Origin of the sequence: Fluviicoccus sp., from assembly GCF_030646115.1 — a bacterium.
Lineage (GTDB): Bacteria > Pseudomonadota > Gammaproteobacteria > Pseudomonadales > Moraxellaceae > Fluviicoccus.
The window spans coordinates 152,387-170,126 of the sequence record NZ_JAUSMX010000019.1 but is presented as its reverse complement, the minus strand read 5'-3'; the positions used below and the strand labels follow the sequence as shown (position 1 = coordinate 170,126).

The following is a 17,740-nucleotide window of genomic DNA, read 5'->3' as shown; positions in this document are numbered from 1 at the left end:
CGAACGCCTGTGTAGGGCGCATTAAAAATGCGCCGGATTCAATCGTGGTGGAAGCGTTTATGCTTCTCGTTCATTTCGCCCCACCCACTCCTCCACATCCGCATTCTGCACCCGCTCGTAAATCTCCTCCACCCGCAGCGTCACCCCGATGGATTCCAGCACCAGACTGTCGCCCATGAAATAATTCTCCGGCAACCACCCCGACCCGCGCCGCATCACCTCGACATCCACCGCGTCCTGCTCAATCAACACATATTCCATCAGCGTCGGAATCTGCCGGTACGCCGCCCGCTTCACCGTCTCGTCACGACGCCGGGTGGAGCGCGACAGCACTTCCACAATCAGCACCGGCGTCACCAGCATGTTGTCCTGCGCCAGATGCGTGGAACAGTCCACTACCACATCCGGATAGACATAATTGAAACCGCCTATCAGCTCCGGAAAACGCAGCTTGGTGCTTTCGGCAAAGACTTCACAGGGTTTACCTTCCAGATGGTTCCCGATGCGCCGGAACACATTGCCGACAATCCGGCTATGATTAAAGCTGCCACCGACCATCGCAAACACCTGACCGTCCAGCAATTCGTGGCGGATATCGGTGTCCCGTTCCAGCGCAAAATAGTCGGCTTCGCTGACAGGCGGGTCGATCTGGCGGGCGGTGGAAACCATGAATAACCTCGTGAAAACGGATACGGATGATGCGTCCTTCGTCAGGCCAAGCTAACCAATCCGCTTCCCAAACGCAACCCAAGAAAAAGGGCAGCCTCAGCCGCCCTTCCTCCCCGCAACCCCAGCCTTACTGCTGCTGTTGCTGCACCTGCTGTTCCCGCGCCACCGCCCGATAGCCGATATCGGAACGATGATACTCATCCGCCCACGAAATCCGCTTAACACCCTCATAGGCATTGCGCTGCGCTTCCGACACCGTCGCGCCCAACCCGGTCACGCACAACACGCGCCCGCCGTTGGTCACCACCTGGCCGTCCTTCAGCGCTGTCCCGGCCTGGAACACCTTCACCACCGGGCTGTTGGCGTCGTCGATGCCGGAAATCACATCGCCTTTCCGTACATCATCCGGATAACCCCCGGCTGCCATCACCACGCCCAGCGCCGGACGCGGGTCCCATTGCGCTTCCGCAGGCAGTTGTCCGGCAATCCCGGCTTCCACCAACGCCACCAGCGAGCTTTGCAGACGCATCATGATCGGTTGGGTTTCCGGATCGCCGAAACGGCAGTTGAACTCGATCACCTTCGGCGCGCCGGAGGCATCAATCATCAACCCGGCATACAGGAAACCGGTGTAGGGGTGACCTTCTTCCGCCATGCCGCGCACGGTCGGCATGATCACCTCGTCCATCACCCGCTGGTGCACGGCGGGCGTCACTACCGGAGCGGGGGAGTACGCGCCCATGCCGCCGGTGTTGGGGCCGGTGTCGCCGTCGCCGATACGCTTGTGGTCCTGACTGGTGGCCATGGCCAGCGCGTTGACGCTGTCGACCATGACGATGAAGCTCGCTTCTTCGCCGTCCAGGAATTCTTCCACCACCACGCGCGCGCCGGCGGAACCGAACTTGTTGCCTGACAGCATGTCGATGATCGCGGCCTCGGCCTCTTCCAAGGACATCGCCACGATCACGCCCTTGCCCGCTGCCAGACCGTCAGCCTTGATCACGATCGGCGCGCCTTTCTCGCGCACATAGGCGAGGGCGGCGTCGGTATCGGTGAAGACGTTGTACCAGGCGGTGGGGATGCCCCGGCGCGCCAGGAAATCCTTGGCGAAAGCCTTGGAGCCTTCCAGTTGTGCAGCATATTGCGTGGGGCCCCAGATCTTCAGGTTGGCGGCGCGGAAGGCATCGACCACGCCGTTCACCAGCGGGGCTTCCGGGCCCACCAGCGTCAGGTCGATGCCCTGCACCTGCACGAACTGAATCAGGGCGGTGTTGTCGAGGATGTCGAGCACCACGTTTTGGCACTTGGCTTCGGTGGCAGAACCGGCATTGCCGGGGGCAACGAAGACGGTGTCGATGCGCGGGTCTTGTGCGCACTTCCAGGCGAGGGCGTGTTCGCGGCCGCCGGAACCGAGGATCAGGATTTTCATGGGAGATGTCCCCAAAATTTATGAATTCTTAAGTCACAAAGAGAGTCCCCTCTCCCCCTGAGGGAGAGGGTTAGGGAGAGGGGTACAGCGGTGGCTAAGGAGCTGGCCTGTGTTCGGGCCGCTTTCCGCACCCCTCTCCCCGGCCCTCTCCCACAAGGGGAGAGGGAGTTATTGCATCAATGCCGGAAATGCCGCATTCCCGTGAACACCATCGCCATGCCATGCTCATCCGCCGCGGCAATCACTTCCGCATCGCGCATGGAACCGCCCGGCTGGATGACGCAGCTGATGCCGACCTTGGCGGCGTTATCCATGCCGTCGCGGAACGGGAAGAAGGCGTCGGAGGCCATTACCGCACCCTGCACCGGCAGTCCGGCATGCTCCGCCTTGATGGCGGCGATGCGGGCGGAATTGACGCGGCTCATCTGGCCGGCGCCAATGCCGATAGTTTGGCGGTTCTTGGCGTAGACAATGGCATTAGACTTCACGTACTTGGCCACTTTCCACGCAAAGATCAGGTCATGGATCTCGGCTTCGGTCGGGGCGCGCTTGGTGACGATCTTCAGGTCGCTTTCACCAATCATGCCCAGATCGGCATCCTGCACCAGCAGGCCGCCGTTGACGCGCTTGTAGTCCAGACCGGCAATGCGCTCGGCCGGAGCGGGCAGGGCGCCGCAGGTCAGCACGCGCACGTTCTGCTTGGCGGCGGTGATGGCCAGGGCTTCGGCGCTGACGGACGGGGCGATGATCACTTCCACGAACTGGCGGTCGACAATCGCCTTGGCGGTGGCGGCGTCCAGTTCGCGGTTGAAGGCGATGATGCCGCCGAACGCGGATTCCGGGTCGGTGGCGTAGGCCAGGTCATAGGCCTTGCCGATGCCGCCTTCGGCGTCCGGCACCACGGCCACGCCGCACGGATTGGCGTGCTTGACGATGACGCAGGCGGGCTTGACGAAGGACTTCACGCATTCCAGCGCGGCGTCGGTGTCGGCAATGTTGTTGTACGACAGTTCCTTGCCCTGCAACTGCTTCGAGGTGGCGACGCTGGCTTCCCTGGCGTTCGATTCGACATAGAAGGCCGCCTTCTGGTGCGGGTTCTCGCCGTAGCGCAGGTCCTGTGCCTTGTTGAACTGCAGGTTGAAGGTGCGCGGGAACTGCTGGGCCGGCTCGGTGACCAGCTTGCCCAGATGGTTGGCGATCATGCCGTCATACTGGGCGGTGTGTTCGAAGGCCTTCACGGCCAGGTCGAAGCGGGTGGCCTGCGACAGGCCGCCGGTGCCCTTGATCTCGTCAATGACGCGACCGTAATCGGACGCATTGACGACGATGCCGACGTGGGCGTTGTTCTTGGCGGCGGAGCGCACCATGGTCGGGCCGCCGATGTCGATGTTCTCGATGGCGTCTTCCAGCGTGCAGCCGGGCTTGGCGATGGTTGCGGCGAAGGGGTAGAGGTTCACCACCACCAGGTCGATGCGGCCGATGCCGTGCTGTTCCATCACGCCGTCATCCTGTCCGCGACGGCCGAGGATGCCGCCGTGAATCTTGGGATGCAGTGTCTTGACGCGACCGTCCATCATTTCCGGGAAGCCGGTGTACTCGGCCACTTCCTGCACGGCAATGCCGTTGTCCTTGATCAGTTTGTAGGTGCCGCCGGTGGAGAGCAGCGCAACGCCGCAGGCGGCCAGTTCACGGGCCAGTTCTACAATGCCGGTCTTGTCGGACACGGACAGCAACGCACGAGTGACTTGCATGGCGATTCCCGAAGAAATTCTAAAGAAAGTGAGTGAAAGGCTCAGAAAAAGAAAAGGGCAATTCTAGCCGAATTGCCCTGAAAAAGTGACCGGAAATCAGTCAGAGATAAAGCCGTGGGTTTTCATCTTCTTGCGCAAGGTGCCACGGTTCAGACCCAGAATCTGGGCTGCCTTGGTCTGGTTGCCACGGGTGTATTCAAGCACCACCGACAACAGCGGACGCTCCACTTCGGCCAGCACCAGTTCGTAGACTTCACACGGCTTTTCACCGTTGAGTTGGCCGAAATAGTGACGCATGGCGCGCTCGACATGCACGCGCAGGGCGGCATCGGTCTGGGGAACGGGAATCGAAGACTTCAAACTGCTCATAATGACCCTACTACTACGAGATAACGGGAAAACCTTCCAGGCAGGACGCCTGGAAAGTCTGCACGGCGGCGCGTTGCGCCTCGCCGGTCGTCAGTGCGTGAAACCGGCGGACAAAGTCGCGACCATGTTCCCAGTACTGCGCATACCAGCCAATATGTTTGCGGGCAAAGCGGACACCCAGCTCCTCTCCATAAAAATCATGCAAGGCGGCCACATGGTTCAGGCTGACTTGAATTTGATCGGAAAGGTCCGGGGGTGACAGCAGTATGCGGGTACTCAGGAAATGGCGAATTTCACGAAAAATCCACGGCCGACCGTGTGCGGCGCGGCCCAGCATAATACCATCACAGCCCGTTTGTTGCAGCACCGTTAACGCTTTTTCCGGCGAGTTTATGTCGCCGTTTGCCAATACCGGAATGCCCACGGCCTGCTTGATGGCGGCTACGGTGTCGTATTCAGCATCACCCTCGTACTTGTCCGCGCGGGTGCGGCCATGGATCACCAGCATGCGGATGCCGGCATCTTCGGCAATGCGCGCAATGTTGACGCCGTTGCGGTTGTCGCGGTTCCAACCAGTGCGTGTTTTCAGCGTCACCGGCACGTCCACGGCCTTGACCACCGCATTCAGTATGTCGGCGACCAGTGCTTCATCCTGCATCAAAGCCGAACCGGCCAGCCGGTTGCAGACTTTCTTGGCCGGGCAACCCATGTTGATATCGATGATCTGCGCGCCACGCTCCACATTCAGGCGTGCGGCTTCGGCCATCATCGCCGGGTCATAGCCCAGGATCTGCACCGAACGCGGCCCCGGCTCACCGTCATGGTTCAGGCGGAAGCTGGACTTGGCGGTGTTCCACAGGCGTGCGTCCGACGTGACCATTTCCGATACCGTGTAACCGGCTCCCAGATCGCGGCAGATTTTCCGGAACGGGCGATCGGTCACGCCCGCCATGGGGGCGAGGGCAATCGGGTCGATCCGGTACGGGCCGATGGCGATGGGGGAGAGCATGGATGGGTGATGGTCAGGCCGGAGAAAGCGGCGCGCATCATACCTCAAAGACCGCAGAAGGGAGAGTGTTTTTTGAGCTTTATTGCGATGCGGTCAGTGAGGTCGCCCCTGAACAGCCGGTTGCGGGTTGTTCAGGGGCTCAGTTTATGATCTAGAACACGGGCTGCATCCTGTAGCTGGTGAAGGACACGTTAGGGTTTGCCAGCGCCAGTTCGATGTGAATCGGGGTTTGCGGGGGAATTCGGCGCAAATTGGAGTAATCCATGGAAAGGTATTCGCCGGGGGTAAACATGCGTCCGGCGACGACTTCCCCTTTCTTGTTGGTCAAAACCAGTTTCAGGTTCGGCAATGGCTGCGTGAAGACGGCCTTGTTGAACAGGATGGTGTTCACAATCAAGGCATGGCTGACTTCGGGATGCTTGCGCACGACCAATTTCTGAATGGCCAGCAAGCCAATGTCGGGCGGTTCCGGAACCTTACATTTAAGGGTGTCGCACAGTTCGATCATCCGCGGACGGGTACTGGCGGAAACCGACAGTTTTTCGAAGTTGAAGTAGACATACTGCGCTGTCAGCGCGGCCAGCGCCAGCATGCACAGGAATGACCACGTCAGGTAATAGCCCCAGTTGACGGATAGGTGGCGCTGGTGGCGAACCTCGACCGGTAGCGTGGCGGTGCTCTGCGACAACGTCGGTGCGCTGTTGCTGTTAAGGAAGTTGAGCAGGTCGTCGTCAGAATTACCGGCGGGTTTGTCGCGGGAGGTGTCCGCATGTTTCTGTCGGGCCGGTTCAGCAGCCTTCGGTGATGCCGGAGGAGTCTTTCGTGCGGTTTCCTTGCCGCCAGTCTTGGAGGGGGGGAGCACCTCCATGCTGTAATTCTTGGACTGCTCTTTCTTTTCCTCTTCGGCAATTTCGGAAAGCAAGGCCTGCGCCCAACTGTCGTCAGCGGCGGCCTTGATTTTTTCGACCTCGCCGGGTCCCTTCAGCTGATGACCGGACTTGGAAGGTTCTTCCTGCCAAGCCTCGTGCAGCATGTCGCTGAGTTCATCATCAAACATCGGCTTCTTGGCTTTCGGAGCCGGTGCAGGGGGAGGCTCGGGGGTTGCCGGAGGCTTGGGTTGAGGGTGCGCAGGGGAAGCTTCCGGATTAATGACTTCGCCTTCATCGCTGATGAGGTTGAAGGCCCAGGACTCGTCTTCCAGTTTCTTTTTCTTGCGCTGGCCGATCGGCTGGTCACCCGCCGCCGGGGCAGAGCTCTGGGTACGGGACACTACGGGAGTCGAACCCGTGCCGCCGGCGTCAGGCATTGATGCGGGCTGGGGTGCTTGAGCTGGAGCCGGTGCTGAAGGGGGTGTCCCCGTCGGAGTTACGGGAAGTCCGCTGACCAGATTCTGGTCGGCCCGGAAGACTTGCAAGCAGGAACCACAACGCACATGTCCACCCCGGGCGGCCAGTTGTGCGTCGGTAATATTGAAAACGCTGTTGCAGAACGGGCAGCGTGTCTGTTTGGTTTCGCTCATCTTCCCTCAAGCTCCAGGCTTCCGGTTGGCATGCCGCTCAGGTGTTTTCCAGTCGTTTGCCTGACAGCCGGCACCAGTTTTCTTCTTTTGTCTGCAAGGTGTCAAGGCTGAACCAGGACGCGTAGGCTTTCTGCAGGTCTTCCACCTGCGGCACAATAATGCCGGAAACGGCCAGATCGCCACCGGCAACGCACAATTGTGCCAGTACCGGGGCCAGTTCGGCCAGTGGTCCGGCGAGAATATTGGCAACAACAACATCGGCTTCCACGGCTGGCATCTCGTCGGGGAAGAAGGTGCTGATGCGTGCGCCGACACCGTTGCGTTCGGCGTTGTCACGCGTGGCTTGCAGCGCCTGGGGGTCGATGTCGACGCACCAAGCCTGACGGGCGCCCAGCAACAAGGCCGCTACGGCCAGAATACCGGAGCCGCATCCATAGTCAATCACGGTTTTGTCTTTGAGGTCGAGGCCGTCCAGCCACTCCATGCACAGGGCGGTGGTGGCATGGGTGCCGGTGCCGAACGCCAGGCCGGGGTCCAGCAGCAGGTTGATGGCGTCCGGGCGCGGCGGTGGTGTCCAGCTGGGAACCACCCACAGCCGGTCGCCAAAGCACATCGGGTGGTAGTGGTCCATCCAGGCGCGTTCCCAGACCTGGTCTTCCAGAATTTCAACGCGATGGGGCGGCAACGGTTGCCCCAGCTCACTTTGTACGAATTCAAGGATGGCGTCCATTTCCGAGTCGGGAGTGAACAGCGCCACCACCCGGGTGGCGTCCCACAGCGGCGTGGTGCCCAGCGGAGGCTCGAACAGCGGCTGGTCGGCGGCATCTTCCAGCATCACGGCGCCAGCGCCGACCGACTCCAGTATTTCCTCAATGCGCTCAGCATCCGCCTTGTTGGTTTCAATCTTCAGTTGCAGCCAGGGCATGGTGTCTTCCGGGTGAAGGGGGCCGCCGGTGTCATCGGCCGGCCCCGGGCAGCGTTTTCAGTGACTCATCCCGAGTTTCTTTTCGAGATAATGGATATCCACCGCGCCTTCGTTGAAGGCGGCGTCCTTGAGGATTTGTTCGCGGTGCAGGGGGATGTTGCTGCGGATCCCGTCCACCACGATTTCATCCAGGGCATTGCGCATGCGTTGCAGGGCAATGGCGCGGGTGGGTCCGTAGGCGATCAGCTTGCCGATCAGCGAGTCGTAGTGGGGCGGCACGGTATAACCGGCATAAATATGGGAGTCCATGCGGATGCCGGGGCCGCCGGGGGCGTGGAAATATTCGATCTTTCCGGGGCAGGGCAGGAAGGTCTTCGGGTCTTCGGCATTGATGCGGCATTCGATGGCGTGACCGCGAATGACGATATCGTCCTGAGTACAGGACAGGCCCAGACCGGAGGCAATCCGCAGCTGTTCCTTGATGATGTCGATGCCGGTCACCATTTCCGAAACCGGGTGTTCCACCTGCACGCGGGTATTCATTTCAATGAAGTAGAAGCGACCGTCTTCATAGAGGAATTCAAAGGTGCCCGCGCCGCGATAACGCATCAGTTCGCAGGCGCGCACGCAGGAATTCAGCACCGCTTGCCGGGCCTCTTCCGGAATACCGGGGGCCGGAGCTTCTTCCACGACTTTCTGGTGGCGGCGTTGCAGTGAGCAGTCGCGATCGCCGAGGTGAACCGCCTTGCCAGCGCCGTCGCCAATGACCTGTACTTCAACGTGACGGGGTTTCTGCAGGAATTTTTCCATGTAGACCGTGTCGTCGCCAAAGGCGGCCTTGGCTTCGGCCTGGGTTACGGCCAGCGAGTCCAGCACGGCGGCGGCGTCATTGACGACGCGCATGCCGCGACCGCCGCCGCCGGCTGCCGCCTTGATGATGACCGGCAGGCCGATGCGCGCCGCCATGGCTTCGGCATTTTCACTGGTCACGGCGCCATCGGAACCGGGGACAGTCGGCACTCCGGCGGCTTTCATCGCCTCGATGGCTGCAACCTTGTTGCCCATCTGGCGGATGGTGTCAGCGCGCGGCCCGATGAAGATGAATCCGGACTCCTCGACGGCTTCGGCAAAATCCGCGTTTTCCGCGAGGAAGCCATAGCCGGGATGAATGGCCTGAGCCTGCGTCGCTTCGGCGGCGGCAATGATGGAGGGAATATTCAGGTAGCTTTCCCGTGAGGATGCCGGGCCGATGCACAGCGCCTCATCAGCGAGCCGCACGTGCAGCAGGTCGCGGTCGGCCTTGGAGTAGACGGCCACGGTGCGGATGCCGAGTTCCTTGCAGGCGCGCAGCACCCGCAGGGCGATCTCGCCGCGATTGGCGATCAGGACTTTTTCGAGCATGCTGCCCCCGGCTGCTTAAACGATGGTGAACAGCGGCTGGTCGAATTCCACCACCTGGCCGTTTTCAACCAGAATGGATTCGATCACGCCGCTTTTTTCGGCCTGGACCTGGTTCATCATTTTCATGGCTTCAATGATGCAGACGGTATCGCCGACCTTGACGGTCTGGCCGACGTCGACAAAGACCGTGGCATTGGGCGAGGAGGCGCTGTAGTAGGTGCCAACCATGGGTGAGCGCTGGATGTACCCGTGGGTGGCCGGTTCTACAGCCGCCGGCGCCGTGCTCTTGTGCGACTCAACCGGGACGGAGGCCGCCGCTGGTGCATAAACCGGTGCGGGGGCAGCGACGGGTGCGGTCTGGTAGACCGTCCGGTGGCGGCAGATACGAACCGACTCTTCGCCCTCGGATATCTCCAGTTCGTCAATGTCGGATTCCTGAACGAGATCGATCAGTTTCTTGATTTTGCGCAAATCCATACGGGTTCTCCCCCAAACAAGCTCAAGGTTGTGCCAGATGTTGAACGGCGAACTGCAGGGCGTAATCGTAGCCCCGCGCGCCCAGGCCGCAAATGACGCCTACGGCGACATCGGAAAAATAGGAATGGTGGCGGAAGGCTTCACGGGCATGCACATTGGACAGGTGCACTTCCACAAACGGGATCTTCACCGCCAGCAAGGCATCACGGATGGCCACCGAAGTGTGCGTAAACGCCGCCGGATTGATGATGATGAACGAGGTGCCGTCCTGCCCGGCCGCCTGGATGCGGTCCACCAGCACGCCTTCGTGGTTGCTTTGCAGGGTGTCGAGGTCGTGGCCGTCCTGCACCGCATGGATGCTGAGGCGGGCATTGATATCCTTGAGGGTTGCGGCGCCGTAGATACCCGGCTCGCGCGTACCGAGCAGGTTCAGGTTGGGGCCGTGCAGCAGCAGAATCCGGGCCATAGTCAATCCGTGGTGATGGATGGTGGCAATCTTCCGCCTTATGGGCGAAAGATAACGAAATTTAGCAATACTTTGCCGGTTTTTGCCGCAAGATACCTAAACTGGTGCTGCATGGCAATGAATGCGATCAATGTTTTGAGGGGTTTGTCGGGTATGAAGATGCTTTTTGGCCGCTTTTGGCAAGGACTGTTTTTAATATCGCCCGCCGTCGCCGGTGCGGAGGAGAGCCTGTCACAAGATATGGCGCTGCCACCGATGACCATTGATTACTCGGGCGTGGCGGGCGATATTTTTCACAATCAACTGTTACTGCTGGGCGGAAGCGCCTTGGCGGCGGCTTGTGTGCTGGCGGCCATCGGGATACTTGTCCGGCATCCGGCGCGGAGCGTGCCGGCAGCGGCGTTAAGTCGAGTCTGGGGGCTGGTTTACTTGCTGCTCCTGGCGTCGTTGGCCGTGGCGGGTATGCGGGTGTGGATGCTGTTGCAGGGATGACCGCGTCCTTCTTATTCCCATGTTAAACTTAAGGGAATGTATTTCATGACGAGGGAGAGCCGTCTGTGACCCTGACCACCACCCGATCCATTTGCCCCTTTTGCGGCGTCGGCTGCGGCATGGGCCTGCGTGTGGAAGACAATCGCGTGATATCGGTGGAGCCGGTTCCCGGACACCCCGTCAGTCAGGGCCAATTGTGCGCCAAGGGCTGGAATGCCGCCTTCGGCGTTGACCCCGCCCAGCGCATCACCCGGCCGTATAAGCGTGAGGGCGGACATCTGGTCCCGGTCAGCTGGGACGAAGCCCTGAGCGATATCGCCAGCCAGCTCAAGGATTTCCGCGACAACGACGGCCCGGACAGTCTGGGCGTTATCAGTTGCGCCCGCGCCACCAACGAAGACAATTACGCCGCCCAGAAATTTGCGCGCGCCGTGCTGCAAACCCCCAATATTGACCACTGCGCCCGCATCTGTCACAGCCCGTCGGTAGCCGGTCTGGCGCAGACGCTGGGCTCCGGGGCCATGACCAACAGCATGGCCGATGTGGAGCAAGCTGACCTGATAGTTGTCTGGGGCGCCGACCCCACCGAGAACCATGCGGTTTTCGGCGGCCGCATCCTGCGCGCCAAGCTCAACGGGGCGAAGCTGGTGGTGGTTGACCCCCGCCAGACCCGTCTTGCCAAGCTGGCCGACCTCTACCTGCCGCTGACACTGGGCAGCAATATTGCCCTCACCAACGGCCTGCTGCACCTGATTTTCCGGGAAGGATGGGAGGACAAGGCCTTTCTCGCCGCGCGCGTGGATCAGGTGGAGGCGCTGAAACAGCATGTCGCGGCCTGGACTCCCGAGCGTACGGCGGCAGTGACCGGCATTCATCCGGCGCTGTTGCGCCAATTTGCCGAGCTTTATGCCCGTTCCCCGGCCGCCTTCCTCTGTTATGGCATGGGCATCACCCAGTTCGCCTGCGGCACCAACAACGTCATTGCCTTGTCGAACCTGGTGCTGGCCTGTGGACAGATCGGCAAGCCCGGCGCCGGCATCAATCCGCTGCGCGGCCAGAACAATGTGCAAGGGGCCTGTGATATGGGCTGTCTGCCCAATGTCTATCCCGGCTATCAACCGGTGGCGGATGCGGCGGTGCGCGAGAAATTCTCCCGGGCGTGGAATGCTCCTCAGCCGGACAAGCCCGGCATGACTTCGCTGGCCATGATGCATGGCGCGCGCGACGGCGCCATGCGGGCGATGATCATCGCCGGGGAAGATCCGGCGTTGACCGACCCCGACCAGACGGAAGTGGCCCGCGCCCTGAAAAAGCTGGACTTGCTGGTGGTGCTGGAAATGCACCTGACCGAGACGGCGAAGCTGGCCGACTACATCCTGCCGGTCGCGGCGTTTGCCGAGAAGGACGGGACTTTCAGTAACTGCGAACGCCGGGTGCAGCGGGTGAGGAAGGCGGTGGAGCCGCCTGCGGACTGTAGAACCGACTGGCAGATTTTCGGTGAACTGGCGCGGCGCATCGGTGTGAGAGGACTGGACTGGAACACTTCGGAGGCTGTATTCGAGGAAATGTGCGGCCTGATGCCGATCTTCTCCGCCATGAGCTATGCCCGTATCGACGAATGTCATGGCTTGCAATGGCCTTGTGATGCGGAGCATCCCGACGGCAGCCCGGTGCTGCACCAGACCCGTTTTCCCTTGCAGGCCAACGGCCGTGCGCGCATGATTTGTGTGGAGGCCGCCGAACCGGCCGAAATGCCCGATGCCGAGTACCCGCTGGCCTTTACCACCCAGCGCCTGCATTTCCATTACGGCTGCGGCTCCATGACCCGCTGCGCGCCGGTACTGGAGCGTGAAACGCCGGAAGGTTTGCTGTTCATGCATCCGGATGATGCCATTGCGTTGGGCTTGCAGCAGCACAGCCCGGTGACCATCTATTCCCGGCGCGGCGAGGTGGATACCTGCGTCGAGCTGACCCCCGACTTGCCGCCGGGCCTGGTCAGCATGCCGTATCACTTCCATGAAGCCCCCTGCAACCGGCTGACCAATACCGCGCAAGACCCGGTGACGAAAATGCCGGAACTGAAAGCCTGCGCAGTGCGCGTCGAAAAGCGGAGCGAGGCATGACCACTCTGTATTGTCCGGATATTAATGGTCTGCGCCGCTTCCTGGCCGAAGGCCGCGTATTGGTTGAGCCGGTGCAAGACGCGGACGGCGTGGTGCGCTGGGCGGATTCTTCCCCGGAGCAACTTTGGGTGAATCATGACGGCGTGCCGTTATCCTCCCTGAAGCCCTATTTCTTTGCTGACCGGGAAACGGTGTTCGTCTTTGACGGCTTTCATTTCCGCAGTCGTTTGCCGGAAGTACCGTCGCGGGTGTTCTGGGGTGTAAAGGCTTGTGATGCCGCCGCCTTGGCCGTGCAGGACCGGTTTTTTGCCGAAGATTCACTCTACCAGTCCCGGCGGCAGTCAGCGCTGATCGTGGCGGTGGACTGTGTGTCTCCCTGCCGGGGTGGGTTCTGCCCGCTGACCCGGTCCGGCCCCCTGGTGCAGGCCGGGGCGGATGTGGTGCTGACGCCGGTAGGGCAGGGCTGGCAGGCGACCGGGATGACCGATCAAGGCTTGTCGGTGTTGAACACCTACGCAGGGTGGGTCAAGACCCACCAAGGCGACACCGTCGCCCCGACGCCGCTCGATCCGGAGGCTGCAGCCCAAACCCGCCAAGCCCTGGAGACCGCCTGTGTTGCCGCCTTCGGCAATCTGGACGCCTTGGCCGCCGGCCTGACCCGCTTGCAATCCGGTACGGTGCTTGCCGACGAATGGGAAACCCTCGCCATCCAGTGTTTGAGCTGTTCCGGCTGTGTCAATCTCTGCCCCAGTTGCTCCTGCTTCACCACCCACGATGTTGCGCATCCGGAGGGCACCGTGCGTGAACGCGTTTGGGACGCCTGCCTGTATGAAGGCTTCCAACGGGAGGCCAGTGGCCATCACCCTTCTCCCACGCCGGGCGCTCGTACCGCCCGCTACTGGTTCCACAAGTTTTCCCCGGAATTCATCCCGCAACAGGGCAGGCTGGGCTGCACCGGCTGCGGTCGTTGTGACGCGGTCTGTCCGGGCGTGATCGGGGCGAAAGCCGTATTGACGAGGATCGGTGCATGCTGAGTCTGGTTCCCGAGGTTGCAACCCTGCTGGCGCGCTATGACGATGGCGAAGCTGCGCTGCATCTGCGTTTCCGGCTGGAAGACGGCGTGCGCTGGCAGGCCCGTCCCGGCCAGTTTTTCATGCTCAGCCTGCCGGGGCTGGGGGAGGCGGCTTTCACTTTTGTCAGCCTGCCGGATGAGCAGGGCTGTTTTACGGCGCTGGTGCGCAAGGTGGGCAAGCTGACCGAAGCTTTGCAGGATTTGCCGCTCGGAGCCTTTATTGGTGTGCGCGGGCCGGTCGGGCAGCCCTGGCCGGAACTGGCGGGCAAGACCGTGTTGGTGGTGGCGGGCGGTTGCGGCCTCGCGCCGTTGTCGGCGTGGATTGGGCAGCGCATGGTGACAGGGCAACAGCAGCGCACGGCCTTGCTCTACAGCGCCCGTAGCGAGGACAGCCGTATTCTGGCGAAGGAGCGCGAGGCGTGGCGGCAGGCGGGATTGGTGATGACCCTGCCCGTGGATGATCCCGCCTGGCACACTCCGGAGGAATTGACGCAAGCCACCGGCTACCGGCTGGATGAGGCGCTGGCGCTGTTGCCGTCCTTCCCCGACGCCGTGCTCTGTTGCGGCCCGGAGGCGATGATGCTGGGCGTTGGAGATATGCTGGAGAAAAGGGGGCTTCCCTCCGATGTATTCTGGTTGTCACTGGAACGGCGCATGCATTGCGGTATCGGCTTGTGCGGCCACTGTTACGTGGGCAGCAGCCTGATTTGCAAGGAAGGCCCCACCCTGACACTGACCCGCACCCGTGAGTTGCTGGCGCAGCAGATTGCCACTCGCCCCGCATGGGCGAGCTGCTGATCAGGGTGGGCTCTCCGACGGCACTGAAGCGCACCATCACCTTGCCGCAAATGGTGCTCTATGGTCTGGGCACCACCATTGGCGCAGGTATCTACGCTCTGGTGGGCGAGCTGGCGCGGGTGTCCGGCATGCTGGCTCCGGCCGCGTTCCTGTTTGCGGCGGTGCTGGCGGGTTTTACGGCGCTGTCCTTCGCGGAGTTATCCGGGCGTTACCCCCGCGCCGCCGGAGCTTCTCTGTATATCCGCGAAGGCTTCGGTTCTGAACGGCTGTCGGTAGTGGCGGGCTTGATGATGGTCCTGGCCGGGCTGGTTTCCGCCTCGGCGCTGGTCAACGGTTTCTCAGGTTACTTTCAGGCGTTGACCGGGCTGCCCCGGCTTCCGACCATACTGTTGGTCACGGTTGCTCTGGGCGCGGTAGCCGCGTGGGGAATTGCCGAGTCAGTGTTCATCGCCACGACGATCACCCTCGTCGAGGTCGGCGGTCTGGTCTGGCTGATTGTGGTTGGCAGCGGCCACCTGGCCGAACTGCCGATGCGTTGGACAGAGCTGCTGCCCGTCTTCAGCCTGGTTGGTCTTGCCCCTGTTTATGCCGGAGCCTTGCTGGCCTTCTTCGCCTTTCTTGGCTTCGAGGACATGGTGGACGTTGCCGAAGAAGTCAGGGACGTCAAGCACACCTTGCCGCTGGCCATCATCCTGACCCTGATCATCACCACGGTTCTCTATCTGTTAATCATGGTGATGGCTGTGCTGGCGCTGCCTCCGGGTGAACTGGCCGCCAGCGGCGCCCCGATGGCCACCTTGTACACCCACTACACCGGTCGTGAGCCGGTGCTGATGTCGCTGGTCGGCATGTTCGCCATAATTAATGGCGGCCTGATTCAGATCATCATGGCTTCCCGCGTACTCTACGGCCTGTCCTCACGCGGCTTGCTGCCCCAGCGGCTTGCCCGCATCCATCCCCGCACCCGAACTCCGCTGCGCGCCACCGTGCTGGCCACCGTGATCGTGTTGATTCTGGCGTTGACCGGACGCCTTGCCGGGTTGGCCTCCATCACTTCCGTCATCATGCTGACGCTTTTCGCCGGGGTAAACCTGGCTTTGTGGCGCATCAAGAAACGGCAGCCAACGGCCGAAGGAGTCATGATCTTTCCAAGATGGATGTCGCTGGCCGCCGCCATCATCAGTCTGGGGTTGGTCGCGCTGGAAATCGTGACTTCGATCAAGCAATAAAGCTCAACACCAGCCCGATCAATCCCCCCACCAGCGTCCCGTTCACCCGGATCATCTGCAAATCCGGCCCGATCGCCTTCTCGATCTCCCGCACCATTTTCTCAGACTCCCACGCCCGCACCTGGTCGCTGACAAAGCGCATGATGGCATCTGCATATTCCTCGGTGACAAAGCAGGTGGCATCGACAATGCCCTTGTTCAAGTCCTGCTGGAACTGACCGTCCTGCGCCAGGTTGCGGCCCAGCATCATCAAGGCTTCCTTGACGCTGTCCAGAATGCCCGGCTTTACGGAATTCAGGTCTTTCTGCACCGCTTCGCGAATACTGATGACGATGCTGGTGAAGAACTGCACCACCTCCGGATTGTTGATCATCTCGTCCTTGAAGGCGTTCAGCCGTCGCGACTCCGGGGAGTCCACACTCAGCACGCCGATATAGTATTTGGCCGATTCGTCCAGTTGCTTGCGGAATGGGTGCTGCGGGTCTTCCCGAATGTCATGGATGACGTTGATCAGGCCGTCAATGATGCGCAGTTCCACGTTAAGCGCGGCATTCATACCGGATTTCAGTTGTTCCACGGCCCGTTTGGTTTCAGGTTTGGCGAAAGCGGTCAGGCCGCCCATCAGCAGGGACAGCACGCCCTGGGTGTCCGTACTCAGAGAGTTGCGGATTTTGCTCAATACAGGGCCGATCAGTGCTTCGATCACCGGCGCCAGCAGTTCCTGCGCCTTTTCGGGGTGTCGGCGCAGCCAGTCATCCGTGCGTTCCAGTGCGAACTGGAACGCCTGCTGGTGATTGCCGTTGTTGAAGACCGCTTGCAGGAACTGCGCGGCCAGCGTGTTGGAGGATGAAGCGCGAATCCAGTCCACGACATTGCGTTGAACGAATTTCTCCACCGCCGGATGCCGGAAGAACTGCAGCATGCGCGGCGCAATCAGGCCGATCTCGCGCGACAGCTTTTCGGCATTGGCCTCTTTCTCCAGCCAGGACGCCATTTGTCCGGCGACATTGTTCTGGGTGAAGCTCTGCCGGATGGCCTGTGAGGTGAGGAAATTCTGCTGCACGAACAGGCCGATGGTGTCGGCAATGCGGTCCTTGTTTTCGGTAATGATGGCGGTGTGCGGAATGGGCAGGTTGAACGGCTTGCGAAAGATCGCGGTGACCGCAAACCAGTCCGCCAGCCCACCGATCAGGGCGGCCTCAAATGCCATCTTGACATGGGGCATGGCGGCGGCATAACCGGGGAAGGCATTGGCCAAAGGGTGCTGGACCAGCAACCCGCCGACTGCGGCAACCAGCGCGAGGTTGGCCAGATTCTGGCGCTTTTCAAGGGTGGGCTTGCTCATGGGGCTTCCGGCGTTGGTTGTTCAGTGGGCAATCTGCTATTTTTACAGCAAATCCTTGGCAATGGAGTGGTCGACATGACAGCAATGGTGGTTTATCTGGCCATCCTGGCGGCAGTGGTGTTCTATGCCGTCAGTATTTACAACGGCCTGGTGGCGTTGCGCAACCGCTTTGACAATGCCTTCGCCCAGATAGATGTGCAATTGCAGCGCCGTTATGAACTGATTCCCAATCTGGTGGAGGCGGCCAAGGCGTATCTTGGCCATGAAAAGGAAACGCTCAGCCAGGTGATTGCCGCCCGCAACCAGGCGGCCGGGCTGGAAAAAGCCTTGGCCGCCAATGCCGCCAGCGCCGATGCCATGACACGGTTCACCCAGGCGGAAGGAGCGCTGAACAGCGCCCTCGGCCGGTTGATGATGGTTGCGGAGGCCTACCCGGATCTCAAGGCGGACGCAACCATTGCCGACCTGATGGAGGAGCTGAAGGCCACAGAGAACCGGGTCGGCTTTGCCCGGCAGTCCTTTAATGATGCTGTCATGTTCTACAATATTTCCCGGGAGCAGTTCCCGAACAACCTGCTGGCCGGTGTCTGCGGCTTCCAGCGGGCCATGGCGCTCGAAATTCCCAATGTTGAAGCCCGCGAGCCGGTACGCATCCGGATGAGCTGA

The 17,740-nt window shown here is 61.3% G+C and carries 17 protein-coding genes and 1 pseudogene; 6 read left to right on the top strand and 12 right to left on the bottom strand.

The window, feature by feature from the left end; all coding sequences use genetic code 11:
- Positions 1 to 57: 57 nt before the first annotated feature.
- From Q7T36_RS14770 to aroQ, 11 genes and pseudogenes are all read right to left on the bottom strand, one after another.
- Positions 58 to 669: a Uma2 family endonuclease gene (locus Q7T36_RS14770; protein ID WP_304850241.1), complete on the bottom strand. Its 612-nt coding sequence runs from the start codon at positions 667 to 669 to the stop codon at positions 58 to 60.
- 127 nt (positions 670 to 796) lie between these two features.
- Positions 797 to 2,098 (bottom strand): phosphoribosylamine--glycine ligase, encoded by a 1,302-nt coding sequence (gene purD, locus Q7T36_RS14765; protein ID WP_304850238.1) that lies wholly within the window; start codon positions 2,096 to 2,098, stop codon positions 797 to 799.
- Positions 2,099 to 2,274: 176 nt separating this feature from the next.
- A complete protein-coding gene (purH, locus tag Q7T36_RS14760; RefSeq protein ID WP_304850235.1) occupies positions 2,275 to 3,849 on the bottom strand; it encodes a bifunctional phosphoribosylaminoimidazolecarboxamide formyltransferase/IMP cyclohydrolase in 1,575 nt (524 codons plus the stop codon).
- A 96-nt stretch (positions 3,850 to 3,945) separates the two neighbouring features.
- On the bottom strand, positions 3,946 to 4,218 hold the full coding sequence (gene fis, locus Q7T36_RS14755; RefSeq protein ID WP_130415365.1) for a DNA-binding transcriptional regulator Fis: 273 nt from the start codon (positions 4,216 to 4,218) through the stop codon (positions 3,946 to 3,948).
- Between the two features lie 13 nt (positions 4,219 to 4,231).
- Positions 4,232 to 5,227, bottom strand: a complete 996-nt coding sequence (gene dusB, locus Q7T36_RS14750; RefSeq protein ID WP_304850226.1) for a tRNA dihydrouridine synthase DusB — start codon at positions 5,225 to 5,227, stop codon at positions 4,232 to 4,234.
- Positions 5,228 to 5,378: 151 nt separating this feature from the next.
- Positions 5,379 to 6,497, bottom strand: a complete 1,119-nt coding sequence (locus tag Q7T36_RS14745; protein WP_304850223.1) for a DUF3426 domain-containing protein — start codon at positions 6,495 to 6,497, stop codon at positions 5,379 to 5,381.
- Between the two features lie 138 nt (positions 6,498 to 6,635).
- A pseudogene (locus Q7T36_RS18020) lies at positions 6,636 to 6,746 on the bottom strand (MJ0042-type zinc finger domain-containing protein); the annotation flags it as partial.
- A 37-nt stretch (positions 6,747 to 6,783) separates the two neighbouring features.
- On the bottom strand, positions 6,784 to 7,671 hold the full coding sequence (gene prmA / locus Q7T36_RS14740; RefSeq protein ID WP_304850220.1) for a 50S ribosomal protein L11 methyltransferase: 888 nt from the start codon (positions 7,669 to 7,671) through the stop codon (positions 6,784 to 6,786).
- A gap of 57 nt (positions 7,672 to 7,728) precedes the next feature.
- Complete coding sequence (gene accC / locus Q7T36_RS14735; RefSeq protein WP_304850217.1) at positions 7,729 to 9,072, bottom strand: acetyl-CoA carboxylase biotin carboxylase subunit; 1,344 nt, start codon at positions 9,070 to 9,072, stop codon at positions 7,729 to 7,731.
- A gap of 15 nt (positions 9,073 to 9,087) precedes the next feature.
- The gene (accB, locus tag Q7T36_RS14730) at positions 9,088 to 9,549 is read right to left on the bottom strand and encodes an acetyl-CoA carboxylase biotin carboxyl carrier protein (protein ID WP_304850214.1); all 462 of its coding nucleotides are present in this window, start codon (positions 9,547 to 9,549) and stop codon (positions 9,088 to 9,090) included.
- 22 nt (positions 9,550 to 9,571) lie between these two features.
- Entirely contained in the window at positions 9,572 to 10,015 is a 444-nt protein-coding gene (gene aroQ / locus Q7T36_RS14725; protein ID WP_304850211.1) for a type II 3-dehydroquinate dehydratase, read from the bottom strand.
- Here aroQ and Q7T36_RS14720 point away from each other — a divergent pair.
- The 5 genes from Q7T36_RS14720 (at position 9,992) to Q7T36_RS14700 (ending at position 15,729) form a co-directional block, all read left to right on the top strand.
- The gene (locus Q7T36_RS14720) at positions 9,992 to 10,507 is read left to right on the top strand and encodes a hypothetical protein (protein ID WP_304850208.1); all 516 of its coding nucleotides are present in this window, start codon (positions 9,992 to 9,994) and stop codon (positions 10,505 to 10,507) included. The two genes, aroQ and Q7T36_RS14720, sit on opposite strands and share 24 nt — an antisense overlap.
- Positions 10,508 to 10,572: 65 nt before the next feature.
- Entirely contained in the window at positions 10,573 to 12,630 is a 2,058-nt protein-coding gene (fdhF, locus tag Q7T36_RS14715) for a formate dehydrogenase subunit alpha (RefSeq protein WP_304850206.1), read from the top strand.
- Complete coding sequence (locus Q7T36_RS14710) at positions 12,627 to 13,664, top strand: 4Fe-4S dicluster domain-containing protein (RefSeq protein ID WP_304850203.1); 1,038 nt, start codon at positions 12,627 to 12,629, stop codon at positions 13,662 to 13,664. Before fdhF ends, Q7T36_RS14710 begins: the two co-directional genes overlap by 4 nt.
- Positions 13,658 to 14,500, top strand: coding sequence for an FAD-binding oxidoreductase (locus tag Q7T36_RS14705; RefSeq protein ID WP_304850200.1), 843 nt, complete (start codon positions 13,658 to 13,660; stop codon positions 14,498 to 14,500). The genes Q7T36_RS14710 and Q7T36_RS14705 overlap by 7 nt, the downstream gene beginning before the upstream one ends.
- Positions 14,485 to 15,729, top strand: a complete 1,245-nt coding sequence (locus tag Q7T36_RS14700; protein WP_304850197.1) for an APC family permease — start codon at positions 14,485 to 14,487, stop codon at positions 15,727 to 15,729. The genes Q7T36_RS14705 and Q7T36_RS14700 overlap by 16 nt, the downstream gene beginning before the upstream one ends.
- Here Q7T36_RS14700 and Q7T36_RS14695 read toward each other — a convergent pair.
- Positions 15,719 to 17,074: a DUF445 domain-containing protein gene (locus Q7T36_RS14695; protein WP_304850194.1), complete on the bottom strand. Its 1,356-nt coding sequence runs from the start codon at positions 17,072 to 17,074 to the stop codon at positions 15,719 to 15,721. The genes Q7T36_RS14700 and Q7T36_RS14695 overlap by 11 nt on opposite strands.
- A 75-nt stretch (positions 17,075 to 17,149) precedes the next feature.
- On the opposite strand from Q7T36_RS14695, the gene Q7T36_RS14690 reads away from it, so the two are divergent.
- Positions 17,150 to 17,740, top strand: a complete 591-nt coding sequence (locus tag Q7T36_RS14690; protein ID WP_304850191.1) for a LemA family protein — start codon at positions 17,150 to 17,152, stop codon at positions 17,738 to 17,740.